The 20,007-nt window shown below is 65.0% G+C and carries 20 protein-coding genes; 7 read left to right on the plus strand and 13 right to left on the minus strand.

Annotation, left to right across the window (positions count from 1 at the left end):
• Positions 1-116: 116 nt before the first annotated feature.
• Positions 117-1,727 carry a chaperonin GroEL gene (gene groL / locus ACWA13_RS12905; RefSeq protein ID WP_463934602.1) on the minus strand — a complete coding sequence of 537 codons (1,611 nt, stop codon included), beginning with the start codon at positions 1,725-1,727 and terminating at the stop codon, positions 117-119.
• Positions 1,728-1,806: 79 nt separating this feature from the next.
• A complete protein-coding gene (gene groES / locus ACWA13_RS12910; RefSeq protein ID WP_463934603.1) occupies positions 1,807-2,103 on the minus strand; it encodes a co-chaperone GroES in 297 nt (98 codons plus the stop codon).
• A 226-nt stretch (positions 2,104-2,329) separates the two neighbouring features.
• Between groES and ACWA13_RS12915 the strand changes: the two genes are divergently transcribed.
• Positions 2,330-3,307, plus strand: coding sequence for a DMT family transporter (locus ACWA13_RS12915; protein ID WP_463934604.1), 978 nt, complete (start codon positions 2,330-2,332; stop codon positions 3,305-3,307).
• A gap of 9 nt (positions 3,308-3,316) precedes the next feature.
• Here ACWA13_RS12915 and ACWA13_RS12920 read toward each other — a convergent pair whose 3' ends face one another.
• On the minus strand, positions 3,317-3,697 hold the full coding sequence (locus tag ACWA13_RS12920) for a hypothetical protein (protein WP_463934605.1): 381 nt from the start codon (positions 3,695-3,697) through the stop codon (positions 3,317-3,319).
• Positions 3,698-3,776: 79 nt separating this feature from the next.
• Here ACWA13_RS12920 and ACWA13_RS12925 point away from each other — a divergent pair, with 79 nt between their 5' ends.
• Positions 3,777-5,024, plus strand: a complete 1,248-nt coding sequence (locus ACWA13_RS12925) for a THUMP-like domain-containing protein (protein WP_463934606.1) — start codon at positions 3,777-3,779, stop codon at positions 5,022-5,024.
• An 8-nt stretch (positions 5,025-5,032) separates the two neighbouring features.
• On the opposite strand, the gene ACWA13_RS12930 is transcribed toward ACWA13_RS12925, so the two are convergent.
• From ACWA13_RS12930 to ACWA13_RS12945, 4 genes are read right to left on the minus strand one after another with little or no spacing between them, the layout of a single operon-like run.
• Entirely contained in the window at positions 5,033-5,860 is an 828-nt protein-coding gene (locus ACWA13_RS12930; protein WP_463934607.1) for a shikimate 5-dehydrogenase, read from the minus strand.
• A 48-nt stretch (positions 5,861-5,908) separates the two neighbouring features.
• Positions 5,909-6,031 (minus strand): type B 50S ribosomal protein L36, encoded by a 123-nt coding sequence (gene ykgO, locus ACWA13_RS12935; RefSeq protein WP_056624948.1) that lies wholly within the window; start codon positions 6,029-6,031, stop codon positions 5,909-5,911.
• Positions 6,028-7,119: a GTP-binding protein gene (locus ACWA13_RS12940; protein ID WP_463934608.1), complete on the minus strand. Its 1,092-nt coding sequence runs from the start codon at positions 7,117-7,119 to the stop codon at positions 6,028-6,030. The genes ykgO and ACWA13_RS12940 overlap by 4 nt, the downstream gene beginning before the upstream one ends.
• Positions 7,120-7,156: 37 nt before the next feature.
• Positions 7,157-8,701 (minus strand): glycoside hydrolase family 3 N-terminal domain-containing protein, encoded by a 1,545-nt coding sequence (locus tag ACWA13_RS12945; protein WP_463934609.1) that lies wholly within the window; start codon positions 8,699-8,701, stop codon positions 7,157-7,159.
• Between the two features lie 258 nt (positions 8,702-8,959).
• Here ACWA13_RS12945 and ACWA13_RS12950 point away from each other — a divergent pair, with 258 nt between their 5' ends.
• On the plus strand, positions 8,960-10,111 hold the full coding sequence (locus ACWA13_RS12950) for a glutamate--cysteine ligase (RefSeq protein WP_463934610.1): 1,152 nt from the start codon (positions 8,960-8,962) through the stop codon (positions 10,109-10,111).
• Between the two features lie 44 nt (positions 10,112-10,155).
• Here ACWA13_RS12950 and tsaD read toward each other — a convergent pair whose 3' ends face one another.
• The 5 genes from tsaD to alr are packed head-to-tail and all read right to left on the minus strand — an operon-like array spanning position 10,156 to position 14,354.
• Positions 10,156-11,244, minus strand: a complete 1,089-nt coding sequence (gene tsaD, locus ACWA13_RS12955; protein ID WP_463934611.1) for a tRNA (adenosine(37)-N6)-threonylcarbamoyltransferase complex transferase subunit TsaD — start codon at positions 11,242-11,244, stop codon at positions 10,156-10,158.
• Positions 11,241-11,711, minus strand: a complete 471-nt coding sequence (gene rimI / locus ACWA13_RS12960) for a ribosomal protein S18-alanine N-acetyltransferase (RefSeq protein WP_463937929.1) — start codon at positions 11,709-11,711, stop codon at positions 11,241-11,243. The genes tsaD and rimI overlap by 4 nt, the downstream gene beginning before the upstream one ends.
• 59 nt (positions 11,712-11,770) lie before the next feature.
• The gene (gene tsaB / locus ACWA13_RS12965; protein WP_463934612.1) at positions 11,771-12,433 is read right to left on the minus strand and encodes a tRNA (adenosine(37)-N6)-threonylcarbamoyltransferase complex dimerization subunit type 1 TsaB; all 663 of its coding nucleotides are present in this window, start codon (positions 12,431-12,433) and stop codon (positions 11,771-11,773) included.
• Positions 12,433-13,113, minus strand: coding sequence for a tRNA (adenosine(37)-N6)-threonylcarbamoyltransferase complex ATPase subunit type 1 TsaE (gene tsaE / locus ACWA13_RS12970; protein ID WP_463934613.1), 681 nt, complete (start codon positions 13,111-13,113; stop codon positions 12,433-12,435). Before tsaE ends, tsaB begins: the two co-directional genes overlap by 1 nt.
• Positions 13,110-14,354: an alanine racemase gene (gene alr / locus ACWA13_RS12975; RefSeq protein ID WP_463934614.1), complete on the minus strand. Its 1,245-nt coding sequence runs from the start codon at positions 14,352-14,354 to the stop codon at positions 13,110-13,112. Before alr ends, tsaE begins: the two co-directional genes overlap by 4 nt.
• Before the next feature lie 103 nt (positions 14,355-14,457).
• On the opposite strand from alr, the gene mshA reads away from it, so the two are divergent.
• The 3 genes from mshA to ACWA13_RS12990 all read left to right on the plus strand — a co-directional run bounded on the left by mshA (position 14,458) and on the right by ACWA13_RS12990 (position 18,735).
• Positions 14,458-15,768, plus strand: coding sequence for a D-inositol-3-phosphate glycosyltransferase (mshA, locus tag ACWA13_RS12980; RefSeq protein WP_463934615.1), 1,311 nt, complete (start codon positions 14,458-14,460; stop codon positions 15,766-15,768).
• A gap of 67 nt (positions 15,769-15,835) precedes the next feature.
• Positions 15,836-17,515 carry a formate--tetrahydrofolate ligase gene (locus tag ACWA13_RS12985; RefSeq protein WP_463934616.1) on the plus strand — a complete coding sequence of 560 codons (1,680 nt, stop codon included), beginning with the start codon at positions 15,836-15,838 and terminating at the stop codon, positions 17,513-17,515.
• A gap of 722 nt (positions 17,516-18,237) precedes the next feature.
• Positions 18,238-18,735 (plus strand): uracil-DNA glycosylase family protein, encoded by a 498-nt coding sequence (locus ACWA13_RS12990; protein ID WP_463937930.1) that lies wholly within the window; start codon positions 18,238-18,240, stop codon positions 18,733-18,735.
• Here the strand turns inward: ACWA13_RS12990 and ACWA13_RS12995 are convergent.
• Positions 18,732-19,262 (minus strand): DUF2306 domain-containing protein, encoded by a 531-nt coding sequence (locus ACWA13_RS12995; RefSeq protein WP_463934617.1) that lies wholly within the window; start codon positions 19,260-19,262, stop codon positions 18,732-18,734. The genes ACWA13_RS12990 and ACWA13_RS12995 overlap by 4 nt on opposite strands.
• 95 nt (positions 19,263-19,357) lie before the next feature.
• On the opposite strand from ACWA13_RS12995, the gene ACWA13_RS13000 reads away from it, so the two are divergent.
• Entirely contained in the window at positions 19,358-19,978 is a 621-nt protein-coding gene (locus ACWA13_RS13000) for a MerR family transcriptional regulator (protein WP_463934618.1), read from the plus strand.
• The last annotated feature ends 29 nt before the right edge of the window (positions 19,979-20,007 follow it).

Here is a 20,007-nt window from a genome sequence, read left to right on the forward strand (position 1 = left end):
CCATGGGTCGGTGTGCGCCGCGGAGATGGAGAGGACCGCCGTCGGACACAAAAAAGACCGGCCCGGCAGATGCCGGACCGGTCTTTGGATGGGCGTAGGCCCAGTCCCGGTGGGGACTAGTGGCTGTGGCCGGCGTGCTCGTCTTCCTCAGCCGGCTTCTCAACCACCAGGGTCTCGGTGGTGAGAACCAGGGCAGCGATGGACGCAGCGTTACGCAGGGCAGCGCGGGTGACCTTGACCGGGTCGATAACCCCGGCGCCGATCAGGTCCTCGTACTCGCCGGACTTGGCGTTGAAACCGTTGTTGGTTTCCAGCTCGGCAACCTTGGCGGTGACAACGTAGCCATCGAAACCGGCGTTCTGGGCAATCCAGCGCAGCGGCTGGACCAGCGCGCGACGGACGATGCCCACGGCAGCTGCAGCGTCGCCGTCGAGCGCCTTGACGGCCGGATCCTCATCCAGTGCCTTCAGGGCGTGGATGAGGGCGGAACCGCCACCAGCCACAATGCCTTCTTCGAGGGCGGCGCGGGTGGAGGACACTGCATCTTCGATGCGGTGCTTCTTTTCCTTGAGCTCAACTTCGGTGGCTGCACCGACCTTGATAACGCCAATGCCGCCGGCCAGCTTGGCCAGGCGCTCCTGGAGCTTTTCCTTGTCCCAGTCAGAGTCGGTGCGGGTTACTTCGGCGCGCAGCTGGGCAACGCGTGCTGCGACGTCCTCTGCAGACCCGGCACCATCGACGATGGTGGTGTTGTCCTTGGTGACCGTGATGCGGCGGGCAGTACCCAGCACCTCAAGGCCTACCGAGTCCAGGCTCAGGCCCAGCTCAGGGGAGACAACCTGGGCACCGGTGAGGGTGGCGATGTCCTGGAGCATGGCCTTGCGGCGGTCGCCGAAGCCGGGAGCCTTGACTGCAACAACGTTCAGGGTTCCGCGGATGCGGTTGACGATCAGCGTGGACAGAGCCTCGCCGTCGACGTCTTCAGCGATGATGAAGAGCGGCTTGGAGCTCTGCAGCGCCTTCTCCAGCAGCGGCAGGAATTCCTGGACCGAGGAGATCTTGCCCTGGTTGATCAGGATGAGGGCATCCTCGAGGACTGCTTCCTGGCGTTCCGCGTCGGTGACGAAGTACGGGGACAGGTAGCCCTTGTCGAACTGCATGCCCTCGGTCAGGACCAGTTCGGTCTGCGTGGTGGAGGACTCCTCGATGGTGATCACACCATCCTTGCCGACCTTGCCGAATGCCTCGGCCAGGAGCTCGCCGATTTCGTCGCTCTGTGCCGAAATGGCAGCCACGTTGGCGACCTGGGTGCCTTCAACGGGGCGGGCGTTCTCCAGCAGGCGTGCGGCGACGGCTTCAACAGAAACCTCTATGCCGCGCTTGATCTGGCCGGGAGCTGCGCCGGCAGCAACGTTGCGCAGGCCTTCCTTGACCAGGGCCTGGGCCAGGACCGTAGCAGTGGTGGTGCCGTCGCCGGCGACGTCGTTCGTCTTGGTGGCGACTTCCTTGGCCAGCTGTGCGCCAAGGTTCTCGTAGGGGTCGTCCAGCTCAACTTCGCGGGCGATGGTGACGCCGTCGTTAGTGATCGTGGGAGCGCCCCACTTCTTGTCCAGGACGACGTTACGGCCGCGCGGGCCGAGCGTCACCTTGACGGTGTTGGCGAGCTTATCGATGCCGGCTTCAAGAGACCGGCGGGCAGCGTCATTAAACGCAAGCTGCTTTGCCATGGTGTTGTCCTTTCAAGACAGAAACCCCGCGCGGCCGATCACAACGGAAGTGGATCAGCAGCGCGGGGTCCTTGGAGTGTTACTTAGCGACGATCGCCAGAACGTCGCGGGCGGACAGCACGAGGTACTCAGTACCGCTGTGCTTGACTTCGGTTCCGCCGTACTTGGAGTAGATAACAACGTCGCCTTCAGCGACGTCGAGGGGAACCCGGTTGCCGTTGTCGTCAAAGCGGCCGGGGCCTACTGCAACAACTTCGCCTTCCTGCGGCTTCTCCTGCGCGGAGTCCGGGATGACCAGGCCGGAAGCCGTGGTCTGCTCGGCTTCGAGCGGGCGGACAACAATACGATCCTCAAGAGGCTTAATAGAGACCGACACTCGGACCTCTCCTTTTCGTCAGCAAATTCATGGACTTGAAGAAACCGCCCGCACATGGCTGGCAAACCGTCGTCGCGGTGCCGGCAGCAGCCTGGCTGGCAGTTCTCATGTATTAGCACCCTCCATGGGAGAGTGCTAATGAAGACTCTATGTAGTGGTTAGCACTCGGTCAAGGTGAGTGCCAGAATTTCGTCTGTGGCGGAAATCACGCCTGTAGATTTGAGCAGTGCGCGCCGCCCTGTACCTGACCCTCGCCGCCCTCTTCTGGGCCGGAAACTTCGTCGTCGGCGAAGCTGTTCTGAAAACCATGGCGCCCCTTGAGTTGACCTTCTGGCGCTGGACGCTGGCAGCCGTTCCACTGCTGCTCCTGGCGCATGCCATCGACCGGCCGAAGTGGCGGGCCGCCCTCAGGCACTGGCCCTCGCTGCTGCTCCTCAGCATCCTGGGCATGAGCGGTTATACGCTGCTTCTGTACAGCGCCCTGCAACATACTTCAGCCCTGAACGCCTCGCTCATTACTGCAGCGAACCCCGCGCTGATTGTGGTCATGGCCGTGATCCTGCTGCGGGACCGGCCGCGCCCCCTGAACTGGGCGGGAATCGGCCTGGGACTCTTGGGTGTGGTGCTGGTCCTCACCGGTGGCGAACTGCACAAGCTGCTCACTTTCTCCGTCGGCGTCGGCGAGCTGCTGATGCTGGGCTCCATCTCCGTCTGGGGGCTGTATACGATCATTGCCCGGCGGCTGTCCGTTCCCGCCATTACGTCAACTGCCATCCAGGTGGTCATGGCCGCCGTGATGCTCAGTCCTTTCGCCCTGGTCACGGGGGCTGGATTTCCCACCACGCAGTCTGAGGGCTGGTCGCTCGCCTTTGTGGCGCTGTTCCCATCACTCGGTTCATACCTGCTGTGGAACCTGGCTTTGAAGACCACCACCGCTGCCAACGCCGGCAATTACCTGAACCTGATCGCCGTGTTCACCGCTATCATCACTGTGCTGATGGGACAGCCGATTACCGTGCCGCAGATCCTGGGCGGGGTCCTGGTCATTTCCGGGGTCCTGCTGACGAGCGCCAGGAAACGCCAGGGCTCACCCGCCGCGGGCTCGGGCGCGGGCACTGGCGCGGGCAGTGCAGCTGCCGCGGGCGGCGACCCCGCACGCAGCAACACCACGGGCAGCCGGGCGCGGGCCGGGCGGGACGATTAGCAGGGACCGTTATCGGCCCAGGTCTTCGAAATCCACGTCCTCGTCGCCGTCGTCATTTTCCCGGGTTTCGTTGCGGTTGAGATACACGATGATGCCGCCGGCCACTGCGGAAAGCAGCCCGAGTATCAGGAAGATGATCCCGCCTGTCCGCGCGCCCGCATACAGCCCCCGGATCTGCCGGGCCTCATCCGTTTCGTCGGTGATGCTGTTGCCGTCCACTGAATAGACTGTCGCGTTGAAGGCATTCAGCCCAGCAATAATCAGCAGCAATGCACCGCAGATGAGCGCGATCACGACACCGGCAATAAGCGCGGGCTTTGCGAACTTTGCCAGGCGCTGCGCCGGTGTTTGGGGATGGCCAGCAGGCAGTTGGGGGGGTCGCTTTTCCATACTTAAACCCTAGCCGCGCTCAGCGTGGTCCGCCTCCCGCGCGCCACGCTGAACCAGCCTCTCCTATAGGGTGGAGCGCATGGTTGGTGCCCCCCGTGAACAGATCGAACCGCTGCTTAGCAGTGCAGGCTGGGAGCTGCTGGCATCCCTCGGACCGTACCGGGAAGATGAAGCCTTTGAGCTTAATTCGCGCCTCCGCAAGGCCGGTCACTCCCCCGAGCTGGTCTCTGCCGTCCTGACCCAGTCCCGCCTCCGCACCAAGGCCGAAGCCAAGTTTGGCGAGTTTGCCAGCCAGATGCTGTTCACCCAGGCCGGCCTCGAACAAGCAACCAGGCTCAACGTTGCGGCCCGCCACGCTGCGCGCTTTGCCGGGGCCGGAATACGGCACGTCGCGGACCTCGGCTGCGGCCTGGGCGCGGATTCCCTGGCGCTGGCGTCGCTGGAGATCGCCGTGACCGCCGTCGAACTTGACGAGGTTACCGCCGCGTGCGCGACGGTCAACCTTCTGCCGTTCCCGCACGCCGCGGTGGTGCACGCTGACGCCATGTCCGTTCCATTGGATGAGGTCGACGGCGTGTGGCTGGATCCGGCGCGGCGCAGCACTTCGACGTCCGGAACCACCCGGATCTGGGACCCGGAGGCGTTCTCGCCGCCGCTGTCCTTTGTGGAGTCCCTTGCTGCCACGGGCAAGGCAGTAGGAGTGAAGTTCGGCCCGGGCATGCCCCACGAATCCATCCCGGCGGGCTGCGAGGCCCAGTGGGTTTCGGTCAACGGTGATGTGACGGAGCTAGCGCTCTGGTTCAACGCACTGCAGCGCCCCGGCGTCCGCCGCTCAGCGCTCGTGATCGGCCCGCAGGGTGCCGCAGAAATAAGCAGCGGCCACGACTTTAGCGAAGGCCCCGAAGCTCCGATCGGCCCGGCATCCGGATACCTGTACGAACCCGATGGTGCCGTCATCCGCGCAGGCCTGGTGGCCGACGTCGCACTGGGACTGGACGGGCACCTGCTGGACGAACACATCGCCTACATCTGTGCCCCCGAGCTCCGGGACACCCCATTTGCCCGCGCCTACCGGGTGCTGGAAGTAATGCCCTTCAACGTCAAGGTGCTCAAGCAGTGGGTCAAAGCACACGGCATCGGAGTACTGGACATCAAGAAACGCGGTATCTCCACGACACCCGAGGAGTTAAGGAAGCAACTGCTGCAGGGCGGGGCCGCGAAGGCCGGCAAGGCCCGCTCCGCCACCCTGGTGCTCACGAGGATCGGCGAAACCAGGGTAGCCATAGCGGTGGAACCGGTCAGGACAACCGGCCAGGCAACCGGATAAAAAGACCGCTACTGCGCCCGCGTGAACTCTTCCGCGGCGTGGACCTGCTGGTCAGTGGGCCTTACGCCGGTGTAAAGGACAAACTGTTCCAACGCCTGGATAGTGGCCACCTCGGCACCCGTAATGACGGTCTTTCCGGCGGCCCGGCCTGCGGCGATGAGCGGAGTCTCAGCCGGCAACGCCACGACGTCGAACACCACCTGAGCGCCGTCGATGACGGACTGCGGGAAGGACAGGGTGCTGGCGTCCGGACCTCCTGCCATGCCCAACGGAGTGACGTTAATGATCATGTCCGCCGGTGCCTCTCCGGGCATTTCGGATTCGGGCATCCAGCTGAATCCGTACTGTCCAGCGAGCGACCGGCCTGCCGCCTCATTCCGGGAAACCACCGTCACACGGCTGAAGCCTGCGTCGCGCAGGGCAGCAACCGTGGCCTTGGCCATCCCGCCGGCGCCCTGGACAGTCACCGTGTAGTCAGTTGGCACCGAGTTGCGAACCAGGAGTTGTTCGATGGCCGTGTAATCGGTGTTGTAGGCGCGAAGCGTGCCGTCCGTATTGACGATGGTGTTGACGGATTCGATGGCCGACGCGGAGGCGTCCATTTCATCCACCAGCGCGATGACATCCTCTTTGTACGGCATCGATATGGCGCAACCTCGGATCCCCAGACCTCGAACTCCGCCAATAGCCTGGGACAGATCCGTAGGAGCAAAAGCTTTGTAGATCCAGTTCAGGCCCAGCTGCTCATAAAGGTGGTTGTGGAAGCGGGTCCCGTTGTTGCTGGGGCGGGCCGACAGGGAGATACAGAGCGTCATGTCTTTATTGAGGATAGGCACGTCCCTATTAAACCTCCCTGCCGCGGACCGCCTCTCATCGAGAGAGCGTCAGCCCTGCCGTGCCTTCATCCGCGGATTCTTCTTGTTGATCACAAACGTCCGCCCGCGCCTCCGCACCACCTGGGCACCCGGCATCTTCTTGAGTGCCCGAAGTGAGTTCCTGACTTTCATGGTTGTCCTTTCATCGTCATTTTCGTTTCTTCTATTTCCTTCAAGGTCAGCTGGCAGCCGTCAAGGAGTTCGCGGACCTCGCGAGCCTGGACGTCCTCTTTCCGTCCGGTGACCGCCACTACACTGGACCGGTGGCCAAAGCCCGGGTTCCAGCCCTGGAGCGTCCCGGCGTCAGGAGTGGAACCGCTCCAGCGGCCCGTGTTCTCCAGCCAGACCAACGGCCCCACCCCCGTCAGCCCGATCCGTTCCGCGGGAGCAGAAGCCATCCACAGCCTCCCCCGAAGCCAGTGCGATCCTGCCGCCAGCTGAGGCAGCGCCTCCCGGAACCTTTCAGGATGCAAGGGACGTCCGACGGCGTGCGTCACCGTCCGGAAAGCGCCCGCCTGGGTGCGCAGCGGCACCCGGACATCGCCGGGCCGGCTTCGCGCCGCAGCTTCCCGGGGGTCGTAGCAACTGGGTTTGAACTCTTCCTCCGCGCCAATCACGGCAGCGTGCGGCGCCAGTTGGGATAAGAGGTCGACGCCGGCACCCCAGTCGGGACTGTCCGTCCCGTGCCGCCCGGCCAGCTCAGCCCCGAGCCCCTGGTGCGTCAGCACGGTATCTACGTGGGCGAACTCGCCTACCAGGAATTCGCCGCTTGTCCGGTCATCGCCAGGCATGGAGGTGAAGCCGGATTCGAACAGGGTGTGCCGGTCCCAGATCTGGTCTTCCAGCTCCACCGGGTCCAGGGCCAGCACAGCATTTTCCACGCGCACCCCGCTGCCCACGCCGGTCATGAGCCCGGCGGCTACCTGCCCGGTGGCCACACCGGGCGGCAGCCCCAGGACCATGTTGCGGGACCCATCGTCGAGTAGCCGCTGGACCGTGGGGATCACATCGAGGCGGACCGTGCAGCTCAGGCAGCCGTGCTCCAGGACGTTCTCCGCCCGCTCCACCAGTTGTCCGTCCCGGAAGATCCTCCGCAGGACTATGGAGCCCTCCAGCAGGTCGTGGTGAACCACCACCGAGTCCGGGTGGCTGTTGGCCAGGCGGGATGTGGCTTCCTGGCGGCAATGTGAGTCGAGGGAACTGACAAGCGAAAGATGCATGCTCGTCAGCTTATATGAAAATGATTCTCATTAGTAATTATGCGCAACCAGTCCCGCGTGGCCAGCTGCCGACCGCCACCGGCAGCTTCCCCGGCGCCGTGGCCGTACCCGTCAGGACCCCCATCAGGGCGGCGAAGGAACCCTGGGAACGGCCGTAGACCGCGATGAGATTCCCGGCTGATGAGCCTGCCAACGCCCAGGGTGCATCAAGGGCAACATCAATGTCCCCAGCTCCGCCTCCGGGTGCGCCCGCACCCAGAAGGCGGATCACAGGCCCGCTGCCAACGGACACCCCGGCAGCCGTTGCCGCGGCCGTGAAGCGTGCGCGGTCAAGTTCCGAGCCTCCCTGCACCTGGACGGAATCGCCCACCAGCGCGCCACTGCAGGGGCCCGCCAACACGGTCACGGCTTTGGCCGAGACAGCTGCTGAAACGGCCGCCCCTGCCCCCGGAGCTGCCGGCGGTACGGTGGCACCTTTGCGGCCCTGCCATGTCATCAGGGTGATAACCCTGCCCGCCGCCTCATTCAACCGCTCTTCCGGCAGCGAGCCATTCGCGACGGCGGCGACGATCGCCGCATGGGCGGCATCGACGTCGGACGGCATCAGCAACAGGTCCGCGCCGGCCGCCAGCGCCGTCACTGTGGCCTCTGCCGGTGAATAGTTCTGTTCAATGGCCCCCATGTTTAAGGCGTCCGTTACCGCAACCCCGTTAAAGCCCAAGCCTCGCAGCTGCGCGTAAGTGGCTCTGGACAACGACGCCGGAACGCCTGGTTCCAGCGCGGGTACGTCAATGTGTCCGGTCATTACCACGGGCAGCCCGGCCTTGGCTGCCGCACTGAACGGCTTCCAGTCCCGCGACTCGAGCTCCGCAATTGCCGCCCCCTGGACCGGAAGGCCATGGTGTGAGTCGACCGTGACGGATCCGTGGCCCGGGAAGTGTTTCAGGGCCGGGAGCACACCGGCATCAAGGAGCCCGCCGGACATTTCTACCGCGTGTGCAGCAACAGTGTCCGGGTCATCGGAGAAGGAGCGGGACTGGATCACCGGGTCCTGCGGGCCGATGGTGACGTCTGAATCGGGGGCGAAGTCCATGGTGAACCCCAGGCCCGCAAGTTCCGTCCCCATTGCCCGGCCGGCCTCGCGCGCCAGGGCAGGATCGGCTGCCGCACCGTAGGCCATGGCGGCGGGCCACTCCGTCAAGGGAGCGCGCAGCCGGGCCACCGGACCGCCTTCCTGGTCAACGGCGACGATTCCGGGCCAGGTTCGGCCGTCCGCCTTCACCGCATCCTGCAGGATGCCGACGGACCTGGTCACGGCTCCTGTGTCAGCAGTTCCATCCGCGGCCTTGGGCACGTTGTCCCCCATCACAATGCTGCCCGCGAGGTGGAGCCGCTTAATGGTGCCCGCCTGGCCAGAAGGGTCCGGGCCGGAGTAAAAGGCGATCAGGACCTGGCCGGCCTTCTGCTCAGTGGACATGCCTGCGAGCGCTGCTGCGGCGGCGTCGGCATCGCGTTGTTCCGGGCCCCAGCCCAAAGATGCGCTCCCGGGATCTGCCGTAGGTTCCTGGCTGGCAGGTGCCATGGACCTTGCCTCCGTACTGGGCGGGCTGGAGGACACAGGGCTCCTTTCGGGTGCCGGCTGCGACGCGGGCGTCCCGGTGCAGGCAGTCAGCAGGAGAAGTATGGCGGCACAGGCAGCATGCGGCTGCCCCCGAAACCGCTGCTTACCGTGCCTTGGCCGTTCGAACAATGTCATCAGTACGATGCTACGCCTGCACTAGACTTGGATCGCCTCAGAACAGAAGACGGAGGCGGAACAACAGAACAGTTAGGTGTACGCATGAAGATTGATTTCGCTTCATCCAGGCAATCAACTCTTGGTGTGGAATGGGAACTTGCCTTGGTCAACAGCCGGAGCGGCGAACTGGCCTCGGTGGCCAACGAGGTCCTTCGCGGCGTGGCGGCCCGGCATCCCGGCCTGACTGAAGACGACGAACATCCCCACATTAAGCAGGAACTGCTGCTGAATACCGTGGAACTGGTCACGGGCATCTGCAACACCCCGGCTGAGGCCAAGGAAGACCTAAGCCGCTCACTGACGGCAGTCCGGGAAATCACGGATCCCATGGGTGTGGAGTTGTTCTCCGCCGGCAGCCACCCTTTCAGCCCGCCGCAGCTGCAGCCTGTCACGGACAAGGAACGCTACGCCAAACTGATCGACCGCACCCAGTGGTGGGGCCGGCAGATGGTGATTTATGGCGTGCACGTGCACGTGGGGCTGGATAACAAGAACAAAGCCCTTCCGGTCCTCGACGGCCTGGTCAACTATTTTCCGCACTTCCAGGCCTTGTCCGCCTCCAGCCCGTTCTGGGGCGGCGAGGACACCGGCTACGCCTCCCAGCGCGCCCTGATGTTCCAACAGCTGCCCACCGCGGGCCTGCCATTTCAGTTCGCTACGTGGGAGCAGTACGAGGACTATGTTCAGGACATGACCACCACCGGCGTGATCGACACCCTGTCCGAGATCCGCTGGGATATCCGCCCTGTTCCTAACCTTGGCACCATCGAGATGCGGATTTGTGACGGCCTGGCAACCCTGGAGGAAGTTGGCGCCATCGCAGCGCTGACCCAGTGCCTGGTGGAGGACTTCTCCAGCACCCTCGACGACGGCGGCAGCATCCCCACCATGCAGCCCTGGCATGTCCAGGAAAACAAATGGCGGGCCGCCCGCTACGGCCTGGACGCCATCATCATCCTCGATGCCAAGGGCAACGAGCAACTGGTCACAGACCACGTCATGGAGACCCTCAACCGGCTGGAGCCGATCGCCAAGCGGCTGGGCTGCAGCGACGAACTTGCCGACGTCGAAAACATCATCCGCCGCGGCGCCGGGTACCAGCGCCAACGCAGGGTGGCCGAGGCAAACGGCGGGAACCTGCAGGCTGTGGTGCTGGACCTGGTGCGGCAGATGCGCAACGGGCCTGCTGACTAGGCGTCTGCAGAGCTTTCCAGTACCAGGCCGGCAGGGCAACCTGGTTACGCGGGTACTGACACTGTCGTCACGGGCATAGACGGATCCGGCGTGAACTCAATGCCGCTGGGCTTGACGCCGGCCATCACCAGTTGAGCGCCAAGTGCAGCTACCATGGCGCCATTGTCCGTGCACAGGTCCAGCGACGGAACGCTCAGGGTGATCCCGGCGGAGGCGCAGCGCTGGGCCGTCAGCTCGCGCAGGCGTGAGTTTGCCGCTACCCCGCCGCCCAGCAGGACGCTGGTGATACCGCGTTCCCGGCAGGCCAGGATGGCTTTGGACGTGATGATGTCCACCACCGCTTCCTGGAATGCGGCCGCGACATCGGCCACGGGGACCTGCTGCCCCGCGGCTTCGAACTGTTCAACGCAACGTGCGACGGCGGTCTTGAGTCCGCTGAATGACCAGTCGTACCGGTGGGGTCCGGGCTGTTCCGCCGTACCCATGTACTTGGGCTGGCTGAGACCCCTCGGGAACCGGATGGCCTTGGGATTGCCCTGCCGGGCCAGCCTGTCGATCACCGGGCCGCCCGGATAACCCAGCCCCAGGATCCGGGCAACTTTGTCGTAAGCTTCGCCCGCGGCGTCGTCGATGGTGGAACCCAGCAATTCCACGTCGCCGGTGATGCTGTTGACCTTCAGGATCTCGGTATGGCCGCCGGAGACGAGCAGGGCCCCCAGGTTATCCGGCAGCGCGCCGCCGTCGTCCGTTTTTGTATCCAGCAGCCCCACGCCCACATGCGCCACGAGATGGTTGATGGCGTACAACGGCTTGCCGGTTGCCACGGCCAACGCCTTGGCCGCGCAGACTCCTACCATCAAGGCGCCCGCCAGGCCGGGGCCCGAGGTCACCGCAACCGCGTCCAGGTCATCCAACCCAACGCCGGCGTCCGCGAGCGCCGCCCGGAGAGTGGGGACGAAGGCGTCCAGATGCGCGCGTGAAGCGATTTCCGGAATCACACCGCCAAACCTGACATGTTCGTCCATGGAGGAGGACACCGTATTGGTCAGCAGGGTGGTCCCGCGGACAATTCCGACGCCGGTCTCATCACAGGAGGATTCAATTCCCAGGACCAACGGCTGTGTGGTGTTCATGGCTGGCGGGTTTCCTTACTCTCTTCAGCTTGTGGCTGTTCTGCGGCGAGCTGCAGCCGCATAATCAGCGCATCCGTGCCGTCGCGGTAGTAGCGCGGGCGGACGTGGATCTGCTCGAACCCGAACCTGAGGTACAGCTGCTGAGCCCGGGGGTTGTCCGCCCGCACTTCCAGCAGGACATCTTCCGCCCCCCGCTGCCGGGCTTCCTGGATCAACGACGTCAGCAGCGCTGAGCCGATTCCGTGGCCCTCCGCGTCCGGTTCCACCGCGATGGTCTGAATGTCGGCGATCGGCTGCACGCACATCAAGCCCGCATAGCCCACTATTCTGTCGTGCGCTTCTGCCACCAGATAGTGCCTGGTGTCTATCTGGCGGAGCTCGTCGAAGAACATGGACACCGGCCAGGCATCCACAGGGAACAGCCGCGTTTCCATGGCGTGCACTGAGGAAATGTCATCAGCGGTCATGGTCCGCAGTTCCACGCCCGGAGCCAAGCCGCTGCCGTCAGCCTGAGGACCGGCCCCGGTCACAGCGCGCGCTTCCTGGGGCCGGGGACCTGCGCATCGGATTCGCGCAGGTACAGCGGGGTGGAATCAGGCAGGGCCAGTCCTGCATCCAGCGTTGCCAGGGCAGTCCTGCCCAGCGAAGCTGCGTCTGGCTGGCGGTCACGGAACCCGGGGTGGGCGTCCAGCACCTGATCGTAAATGCCTGCGCCCGCTCCGAAAGCCGGCAGCGCCGGGAGTTGTTCCGCCGCACTGACGTGCGGTCCGTCAGTGAGATGCGGAACGCCGTCGTCCTTCAGGGAGTACCTGGACCAGTACACCTCTTTCCGGCGGGCATCCGTAACCACCAGAAACTCGGGAACCCGATGTTCTGATTCGGCGACTTCCAACGCAATGGCATCCAGGCTCACGGCTCCGTAAAGGGGCTTGTCCCAGACAAAGGCGAGTGTCCTGGCCGTGGCGATTCCGGATCGCAGGCCGGTAAAAGGACCAGGACCGACGCCGGTGACCACCGCATCGATATCTGCCGCCAGGGTACCGGTGGAGGTGAGCAGTTCGTGAATGCCCGGTGCCAGCACCTCTGCATGGCTGCGGGTGTCTTCCGTGGAAAAACGGCCGATGATGCCGCTTTCAGATACGAGCGCGGCACTGGCAGTGGCGGAGGTGTCTATGGCGAGGATCAGCATCAGCTGCTCCCCTCGCTGGTGCTGCGGGATTCCGGGTTGCGGGACTCCGCGGCGGCGTCCTGCGCGTTCCGGAGCGAGGGCTGGCTTGCCCAGCGCGGGCCATAACCGCGAAGGATCAGGGTGCGCGGTTCGTCGTCCTCTTCCCCACTGAAATCAAGCACACCTCCCGGTGTGGCACCAGCGGGTGACGCGGGGGTGTCAAAGGATGCCGGTACGCCGGGGTTTCCGGCCAGCCCTGTTGCCCGCAGCAGCTCGATGTCCAGCCGGCTGGGGCTCAGGTGCTCCACCCGGCCGCGGCCCCACTCCACCACGGTGACTGCAGAGTCCAGGGTGTTTTCAAGGTCGATGCCGTCAATTTCCGACGCCGATGCCAGCCGGTAGGCGTCAACGTGGACCAGATCAGGACCACCGGGACGGGGACCGTCCGGCAGGTTTGGGTGGATCCTGACCAGTACGAACGTGGGCGAGATGATTCCCGGCCGGACCCCGAGGCCCTGGCCCAGGCCCTGGGTAAAAGTGGTCTTTCCCGCGCCGAGTTCGCCAGTCAGTACCAGCAGGTCGCCGGCTTCAAGCTGGCTGCCGAGGGCCGCAGCGATTTCCTGGGTTTCCTCCGCCGAGGAGACAACGGTCCGCTGCTCCCACAGGGGTGCATCGTCCGGGGTAATGTCGTGCGGCGTCACCTGGTGCCTGCCTCATCGGCGGGTCCGCCGGCAGCGACCGCCCCGGCGTCAACCGCGGCGTCCTCATTGACGTAGATCCGCGGGACGCGTTGGCTGATCCGGGTGACTATTTCGTAGTTGTTGGTGCCGGCCGCCCGGGCCCAGTCATCCGCCGTCGGGCCGCCGTTCCGGCCGTCTCCGAAGAGTTCGGCCTCGGCACCCAGCAGGCTGGGTCCGCCGATGCTGACCAGCCGGTTGCCCACGTCAATCACCATCTGGTCCATCGCGATCCGTCCCACCACGGGATAGGTGACGCCATCAACGAGGACCGGACCGCCGGTGGCAACCCGGGGAACGCCGTCCGCGTAACCCATCGGGATGAGGCCCAGCGTGCTGGCACCGGCCGTGTGGTAGTTCAAGCCGTAGGAGACGCCCTGCCCGTCCGGAACATCCTTGCAGTGCGAGACGAGGGTGCGCAGTGTCATTGCCGGACGCAGCCCCAGTTCCGCCGAGGTCTGCCCCTCGAACGGGGACAGGCCATAGATTCCCAGGCCTGCGCGGACCAGGTCGAAGTGGGTGTCCGGGCGGGACAGTGTTGCGGGCGTGTTGGCCAGGTGCCGCACCTCAAGGTCAACCCCCGCGTCCTCTGCCATAGCCAGGACTTCGCGGAAGACGGCCAGTTGTTCGTCGGTTTCCTTGCGGTCCGGTTCGTCAGCAACGGCCAGGTGGGAGAAGATTCCAACAACACGCAGCACGCCGCTGTCCTGGTGCTCCATCGCCTCGCCCAGGAAACGGTCCCAGGATTCGATCGTGACACCGTTACGCCCCAAACCGGTGTCCACCTTAAGGTGCACCCTCGCGGGCCGCTGCTGTTCCCGTGCGGCCGCCACAATGCTGTCCAACTCCCAGCCTGAGCAGCCGATATCAATGCCGGCCGCGACGGCAGCGCCGAAGTTGCTCTCACGCGTGTGAAGCCAGGCCAGGAGCGGGGCTTCGATGCCGGCGGCCCGGAGCGTCAGTGCTTCGGAGATGTGCGCGACTCCCAGCCAGGCAGCGCCGGCCTCGAGGGCGGCCCGGGCCACCTGAACTGCGCCGTGCCCGTAGGCATCTGCCTTCACCACGGCCATTACTTTGGCGGGTGAGGCGATGGCGGCCAGCCGGGCCACGTTGTGCCGGATGGCCGCGAGGTCGATGGTCGCTGAACGTTCGTAGCCGGCCGAAGGCGCGGAAGGGTCGTTTGCCTGTGTTGCTGGGTAAGTCACCTGATCGATTCTACTGGGGACATGTTGCCGGAGTGCCGCCGGACCCTCTCCCGGTCCGCACCACCGAAAACCCAGGGCCGGCGCAGGAGTAAAGTTTTATCCGATGCATCTGCAGTTCGGCCGGGCCACCGGCCGTGGAAGGAGAGCCGTAGCGTTGATCCGGCGAGTAGCGCTGCTGTCCCTCCATACCTCCCCGCTGGAGCAGCCCGGCTCCGGGGACGCGGGCGGGATGAACGTGTACGTTCGCGAGCTTGCCTTCTCACTGGCGGCAGCCGGCGTCGAAGTGGAGATCTTTACGCGTTCCACCTCAGCCGGCCAGGCCGCCGTCGAACATCCCATGCCCGGCGTTTGCGTCCACAACGTCCTGGCGGGACCGCCCAAGCGGCTGCCCAAGGAGCACCTGCCCGAACTCCTGCACAGCATGGTTGCCGAAATTGAGCAGATCCGGCAACGGCAGCCGCATGGCCGGTATGACATCATCCACTCGCACTACTGGGTTTCCGGGGTTGCCGGCCTGGAGCTTTCCGCGCTGTGGAACGTTCCCTTGGTGCACACCATGCACACCATGGCGCGGGTGAAGAACCTGCACCTTGGCCCGGGCGAACTTCCCGAGCCAAGGCGGCGCGAGCTGGGTGAGCACCAGATCGTCGACGCCGCGTCCCGGTTGATCGCGAACACGGGGGCGGAGGCCAGGGAACTGGTGTCGCACTATGGCGCGGACATTGATGTCATCGACATCGCCCCGCCCGGGGTTGACCTCGATGTGTTCAACCCCGCTTTCCGCTCGCGGTCGAGGATGCAACGGAATATCAGCCACACGGCGTTCCACCTGGTCTTCGCCGGCCGTATCCAGCGCCTCAAAGGACCGCAAATCCTGGTGCGCGCCGCCGCGATCCTGCGCGGGCGCCGTCCGGATATAGACCTTCGCGTGACCATTTTGGGCGCCCTGAGCGGCAGCAAGGATTTCAACCTCAAGACCCTGGTGTCCGAGGCAGGAATGAACGACGTCGTCACCCACCTCGCGCCGGTGAACGCCCAGGAACTTGCGGGCTGGTTCCGCTCTGCCGACGTTGTAGTGATGCCCTCCTACAGTGAATCGTTCGGGCTGGTGGCACTCGAAGCCCAGGCCTGCGGTACCCCGGTCCTGGCGACGCGGGTGGGCGGCCTGTCCAGGGCCGTGTGCCACGGCCGCACCGGATTGCTGGTGGACGGGCACCATCCCGAGGACTGGGCCGACGCCCTGGAGGCGCTGTTTGACGACCCCGCCACCCGCGACGACATGGGGCGGGCCGCGTCAATCCGTGCCGAAGAATCAGGCTGGAACCGCACGGCGGCCATTACGCTGGAAAGCTACCACGCCGCGCTGGGCAGCTTCCTCGGAACGTCGCTGCTGCCCACAACGCAGATGCGGTAGGTATCTGGCCGGTTAGCCGTGATCCGGCTGTCCGGCGCCGGAAGAAGCACCACCAGAAAGGACAACGATGTCTGAAGGAATGCTGACGGATCTTGCCATTGCGCAGGGGGCACGGCTGCGGCCGATCACGGAAGTGGCGGAGGCTGCGGGAATCGATGCCGCGGCGCTGGAAAGCTACGGGAACTATAAGGCGAAGATTAACCCCGCCCGGCTCACTGCCCCGGAGCCGCACGGGAAGGTGGTGCTGGTTTCGGCAATGTCCCCCACCCCCGCCGGCGAGGGCAAGTCCACCGTCACTGTAGGCCTGGCCGATTCGCTGGCCCGCGCAGGCCGCAAGGTGATGGTGGCCCTCCGGGAGCCCTCGTTGGGACCGGTCCTGGGAATGAAAGGCGGCGCCACGGGAGGCGGTTACTCCCAGGTGCTGCCGATGGACGAGATCAACCTGCATTTCACCGGCGACTTCCACGCCATCACCTCCGCCAACAATGCGCTCATGGCCCTTGTCGACAACCACATCTTCCAGGGCAACGAACTCTCCATCGATCCACGCCGCATGACCTTCAAACGGGTCCTGGACATGAACGACCGTTCCCTTCGGGAGGTGGTAATCGGGTTAGGCGGGCCGACGCAGGGGGTTCCCCGGCAGGACGGTTTCGACATCACCGTCGCCTCCGAGGTAATGGCAGTTTTTTGCCTGGCCACCGGGCTGGAGGATCTCCGCGATCGCCTCGGCCGGATTACCTTTGGCTACACCCATGATCGCCAGCCCGTGACGGTGGCGCAGCTCGGCGTCCAGGGCGCACTGACCATGCTGCTCAAGGAGGCGATCAAGCCCAACCTGGTGCAGACCATTGCCGGCACGCCTGCCCTGGTTCACGGCGGGCCGTTCGCCAACATCGCCCATGGCTGCAATTCCCTCATCGCTACCCAGACCGCCCGCAGGCTCGCGGATATTGTGGTTACGGAAGCCGGGTTCGGTGCAGACCTCGGGGCTGAGAAGTACATGGACATCAAGGCCAGGGTCGCGGACGTGGCGCCTTCCGCCGTCGTGGTTGTTGCCACCGTCCGGGCGCTGAAGATGCACGGCGGGGTAGCCAAGGACCGACTGCAGTCCCCGGACGTGGATGCTCTGGCTGCCGGCGCCTGCAACCTGAAGCGGCACCTGACCAATGTGGCGCGGTTCGGAGTGCCGGCCGTGGTCGCGATCAACCGCTTTTCCTCCGACAGCACTGCAGAACTCGACTGGCTCCTCACGTGGTGCCGTGCGGAGGGTGTGCCGGCCGCCGTGGCCGACATCTGGGGCCGCGGCGGAGGCGGTGACGGCGGGGACGAACTCGCCGCCCTGGTGGACCAAGCGCTGGCTACGCCGCATAACTTCCGGCATTTGTATGGGCTGGAGCTGCCCGTGGAGGAAAAGATCAGGACGATTGTCCAGGACATCTACGGTGCTGACGACGTCGACTTTTCCGTTCCGGCGCTGCGGCGCCTGGATGAGATCGAGCGCAACGGCTGGTCCGGGCTGCCTGTCTGCATGGCTAAAACCCAATATTCGTTCAGCGATGATGCCACGCGTGTTGGCGCACCAAAGGGGTTCACCATTCATGTACGGGACCTGCTGCCACGCACCGGCGCCGGTTTCATAGTGGCGCTCACCGGCGCAGTGATGACCATGCCCGGTCTGCCCAAGGAGCCTGCTGCCATGAGGATGGACGTAGACGAGGCCGGTAATATCACAGGGCTCTTCTAAGCCCTCGCTCCCCGCCGCGTGGTGATCTTCGACGCAACCCCAAAAAAATGAACAACCGAAAACACCGGACCGCCTTCGGCTTGCTAAGATCTAAAGGCTCCACCGGCACCCCGGGGAGCCTCCCCCACACACCTGCCCGCTACCGACGTGTCCCCACGCGCCGGAGGCCGGCACCTGCCTTACCCGAGGAGACCCCTGCCCTCATGACCACCGTGGCTGAACCGAACTATTTCGAGGACTACCGCAGCGACCTTGACACCCGGTACGAAGAAGGCTTCGGGCAGGGTCCCGAACTCGACGACGATGACGACTCCGGCTTTGACGAACTCGACAAGCTGCTCAACGGATTCTTCGACGACGACGATAACGATGACTTCGATGCCCCCGCCAAGGCGGCGAAAAGTACCCCTGCAAGGAAGGCAGCGACCGCTGCAGCGCCTGCGAAGACTGCTGCGCCGAAGAAGGCGCCCTCCCGGACCGTGCCTCAGGCCGGTCCTGTCATCACACGGAAGGTGGCTGCGGCTGTTGCCGCCCCTCCGGCTGCAGAAACGGCTCCGGTTGCGGTTGCTGAGACAGCCCCGGCGGATGAAGCGCCAGTTGGCCTGGACAGCCCCCCGGTTCCGGACAGCCCGTTCTTCGCCCCGCACATAGCACCGGTCAACCAGCATGTGGAGTTCCTGCGCAGGCTCCGCCCCGGTTTCGAGGTTCCCTACGTGGACCCGATGCACTCCGTGGACGAATGCCGCATTGTGTCCCTGTTCTCCAACACCGGCGAGGCCTCCCCCCGGGGTGTTGTGTGGGCCGGCGACGATGCCGCAGCCACCCGGCTGCTGGGCCTGCAGTTTCAGCTCGGCCTGCGTCCCGAATGGATCATGCCGTGGAACACCCACCCGTGGTTCACCCCGGGAGAGCCCAATGGCAGGCTGACGCCGGAACAGGTCAATGCCGGCCTCAAGCCGCTGATCTCTTTCCTCAGGCTTGTTCCCCGCGTCTCGGCCATCGTCGCCCACGGAACGGAAGCCAACCGCCTGGCACAGATGCTCCTCAAGACGGATAACCCGATGATCTGGCGTCGCGGCCTGAAGGTCTACAAGGCCCGCCCGTTGCACGGCCGCACGTTCGCCGGCTCCAAGGAGCGCCACACCGAATTGCTGATCGACATGGGCCGCTCCTACGCCGATGCCATGGCCCGCGCTGGTCTCCAGGCCGGACGGCGCTAGCTTTCGGACGGCCGGGGCCCTCCGGCAGGTGAACGCTCGACGGCGGCAGCGGGCCGCCGTCGAGCCTTTCCGTTTTTCTGTCCGCGCACAAGTGACACATAAACGACCGCGACGGCAGCTGCCACCAGCACCGCCGCGAAGACTGCGCTGCCGGGATCTGATGCCAGCAATCCGGGGATAGCCCGGCCCGGTACGGCAACCGCGAAACCGAAGGCAATCGCCGTGCCAACGTAGCTGCCAACCATATTGCCCCGGTGCGCGGAGATATTTCCGCGGACCGCACTGACCAGGCCCAGGGTCACAGTCACCAGCGTGAAGGCGGAGAGCCCGTGAAGCCAGGAAAAACGGCCTTCCGAAACGATCCAGAAACTGCTCAGGCAGACGTAGTACATGGCTGCGATCCAGAGGTAGCCGACGGTCCGGTGGACCCGGTCGCGGCTCGGCCGGAGAATCTGCACCGGTCCGATCGCCAGCACAAACAGTGCGGCAACCACATGGCTGACCAGCAGTACGTTCCAATGCTCCATGCCCTTAGGATAGGTGCACTATCTTTTCTTGTATATCAAGATAGCCAGCCCCCGTTCCGCTATCCAACGCCGGCGGTTCAAGCCCGGGAGGGCCCGTGCAGCTCAAAGAACTCAGCAACCGCAGCGGCGTCAGTACCGCTAGCATCAAGTACTACCTCCGTGAAGGGCTACTGCCGTCCGGCGAAGCAGTGACGGCCACCCGGGCCCGGTACGGCGAACAGCACCTGCGCCGCCTGGAACTCATCCAGGCACTCCGGCAGATCACGCAGCTGGGCATCCGGCCTATCGGCGCATTGCTGCAACTGGCTGACGGCGGCGCGCCACGGCTCGAAGTCCTGGCAGCGGTTCAGCGCGTGATCCTGGGACTGGATGCCTCCCGGGTGGAGGACGGCGACGTCGGCCCTGGCCTGGCTGACGACGTCGTCCGGCTCCGCCAATGGCCCGATGCCCCAAGCGACGCCCGGAACGCGCTCAACGCCCAGCTGAAGCTGATGCAGGAACTCTCCATTCCGGTCCCGATGCCCATGCTGGATGTCTACAGCCGGGCCATGGACTCCGTGGCGGCGCTGGACATCAGCGAAACCGTTGCCCCGGGAGACACCGACCGACTGATCCTGACGGCCGCCGTCGGAATGCATATGCACTCCCAGCTCCTGCTCAAGTTGCTCGCACTGGCGCAGGCAAGCCATGCAATCCGCCGCTTCGAGGGGACTTAAAGCACAACGCTCCCCCACCAGTTGGTGAG

It is taken from the genome of Pseudarthrobacter sp. TRD_SC_9, assembly GCF_055361265.1.

Coding starts and splice junctions, on each gene's coding strand:
- groL (WP_463934602.1), bottom strand. CDS start 1,727: ATGGCAAAGCAGCTTGCGTTTAATGACGCTGCCCGCCGGTCTCTTGAA.
- ACWA13_RS12920 (WP_463934605.1), bottom strand. CDS start 3,697: ATGGAAAAGCGACCCCCCCAACTGCCTGCTGGCCATCCCCAAACACCG.
- ACWA13_RS12925 (WP_463934606.1), top strand. CDS start 3,777: ATGGTTGGTGCCCCCCGTGAACAGATCGAACCGCTGCTTAGCAGTGCA.
- ykgO (WP_056624948.1), bottom strand. CDS start 6,031: ATGAAAGTCAGGAACTCACTTCGGGCACTCAAGAAGATGCCGGGTGCC.
- ACWA13_RS12940 (WP_463934608.1), bottom strand. CDS start 7,119: ATGCATCTTTCGCTTGTCAGTTCCCTCGACTCACATTGCCGCCAGGAA.
- ACWA13_RS12945 (WP_463934609.1), bottom strand. CDS start 8,701: ATGGCACCTGCCAGCCAGGAACCTACGGCAGATCCCGGGAGCGCATCT.
- ACWA13_RS12950 (WP_463934610.1), top strand. CDS start 8,960: ATGAAGATTGATTTCGCTTCATCCAGGCAATCAACTCTTGGTGTGGAA.
- tsaD (WP_463934611.1), bottom strand. CDS start 11,244: ATGAACACCACACAGCCGTTGGTCCTGGGAATTGAATCCTCCTGTGAT.
- rimI (WP_463937929.1), bottom strand. CDS start 11,711: ATGACCGCTGATGACATTTCCTCAGTGCACGCCATGGAAACGCGGCTG.
- tsaB (WP_463934612.1), bottom strand. CDS start 12,433: ATGCTGATCCTCGCCATAGACACCTCCGCCACTGCCAGTGCCGCGCTC.
- mshA (WP_463934615.1), top strand. CDS start 14,458: ATGCATCTGCAGTTCGGCCGGGCCACCGGCCGTGGAAGGAGAGCCGTA.
- ACWA13_RS12985 (WP_463934616.1), top strand. CDS start 15,836: ATGTCTGAAGGAATGCTGACGGATCTTGCCATTGCGCAGGGGGCACGG.
- ACWA13_RS12990 (WP_463937930.1), top strand. CDS start 18,238: ATGCACTCCGTGGACGAATGCCGCATTGTGTCCCTGTTCTCCAACACC.
- ACWA13_RS12995 (WP_463934617.1), bottom strand. CDS start 19,262: ATGGAGCATTGGAACGTACTGCTGGTCAGCCATGTGGTTGCCGCACTG.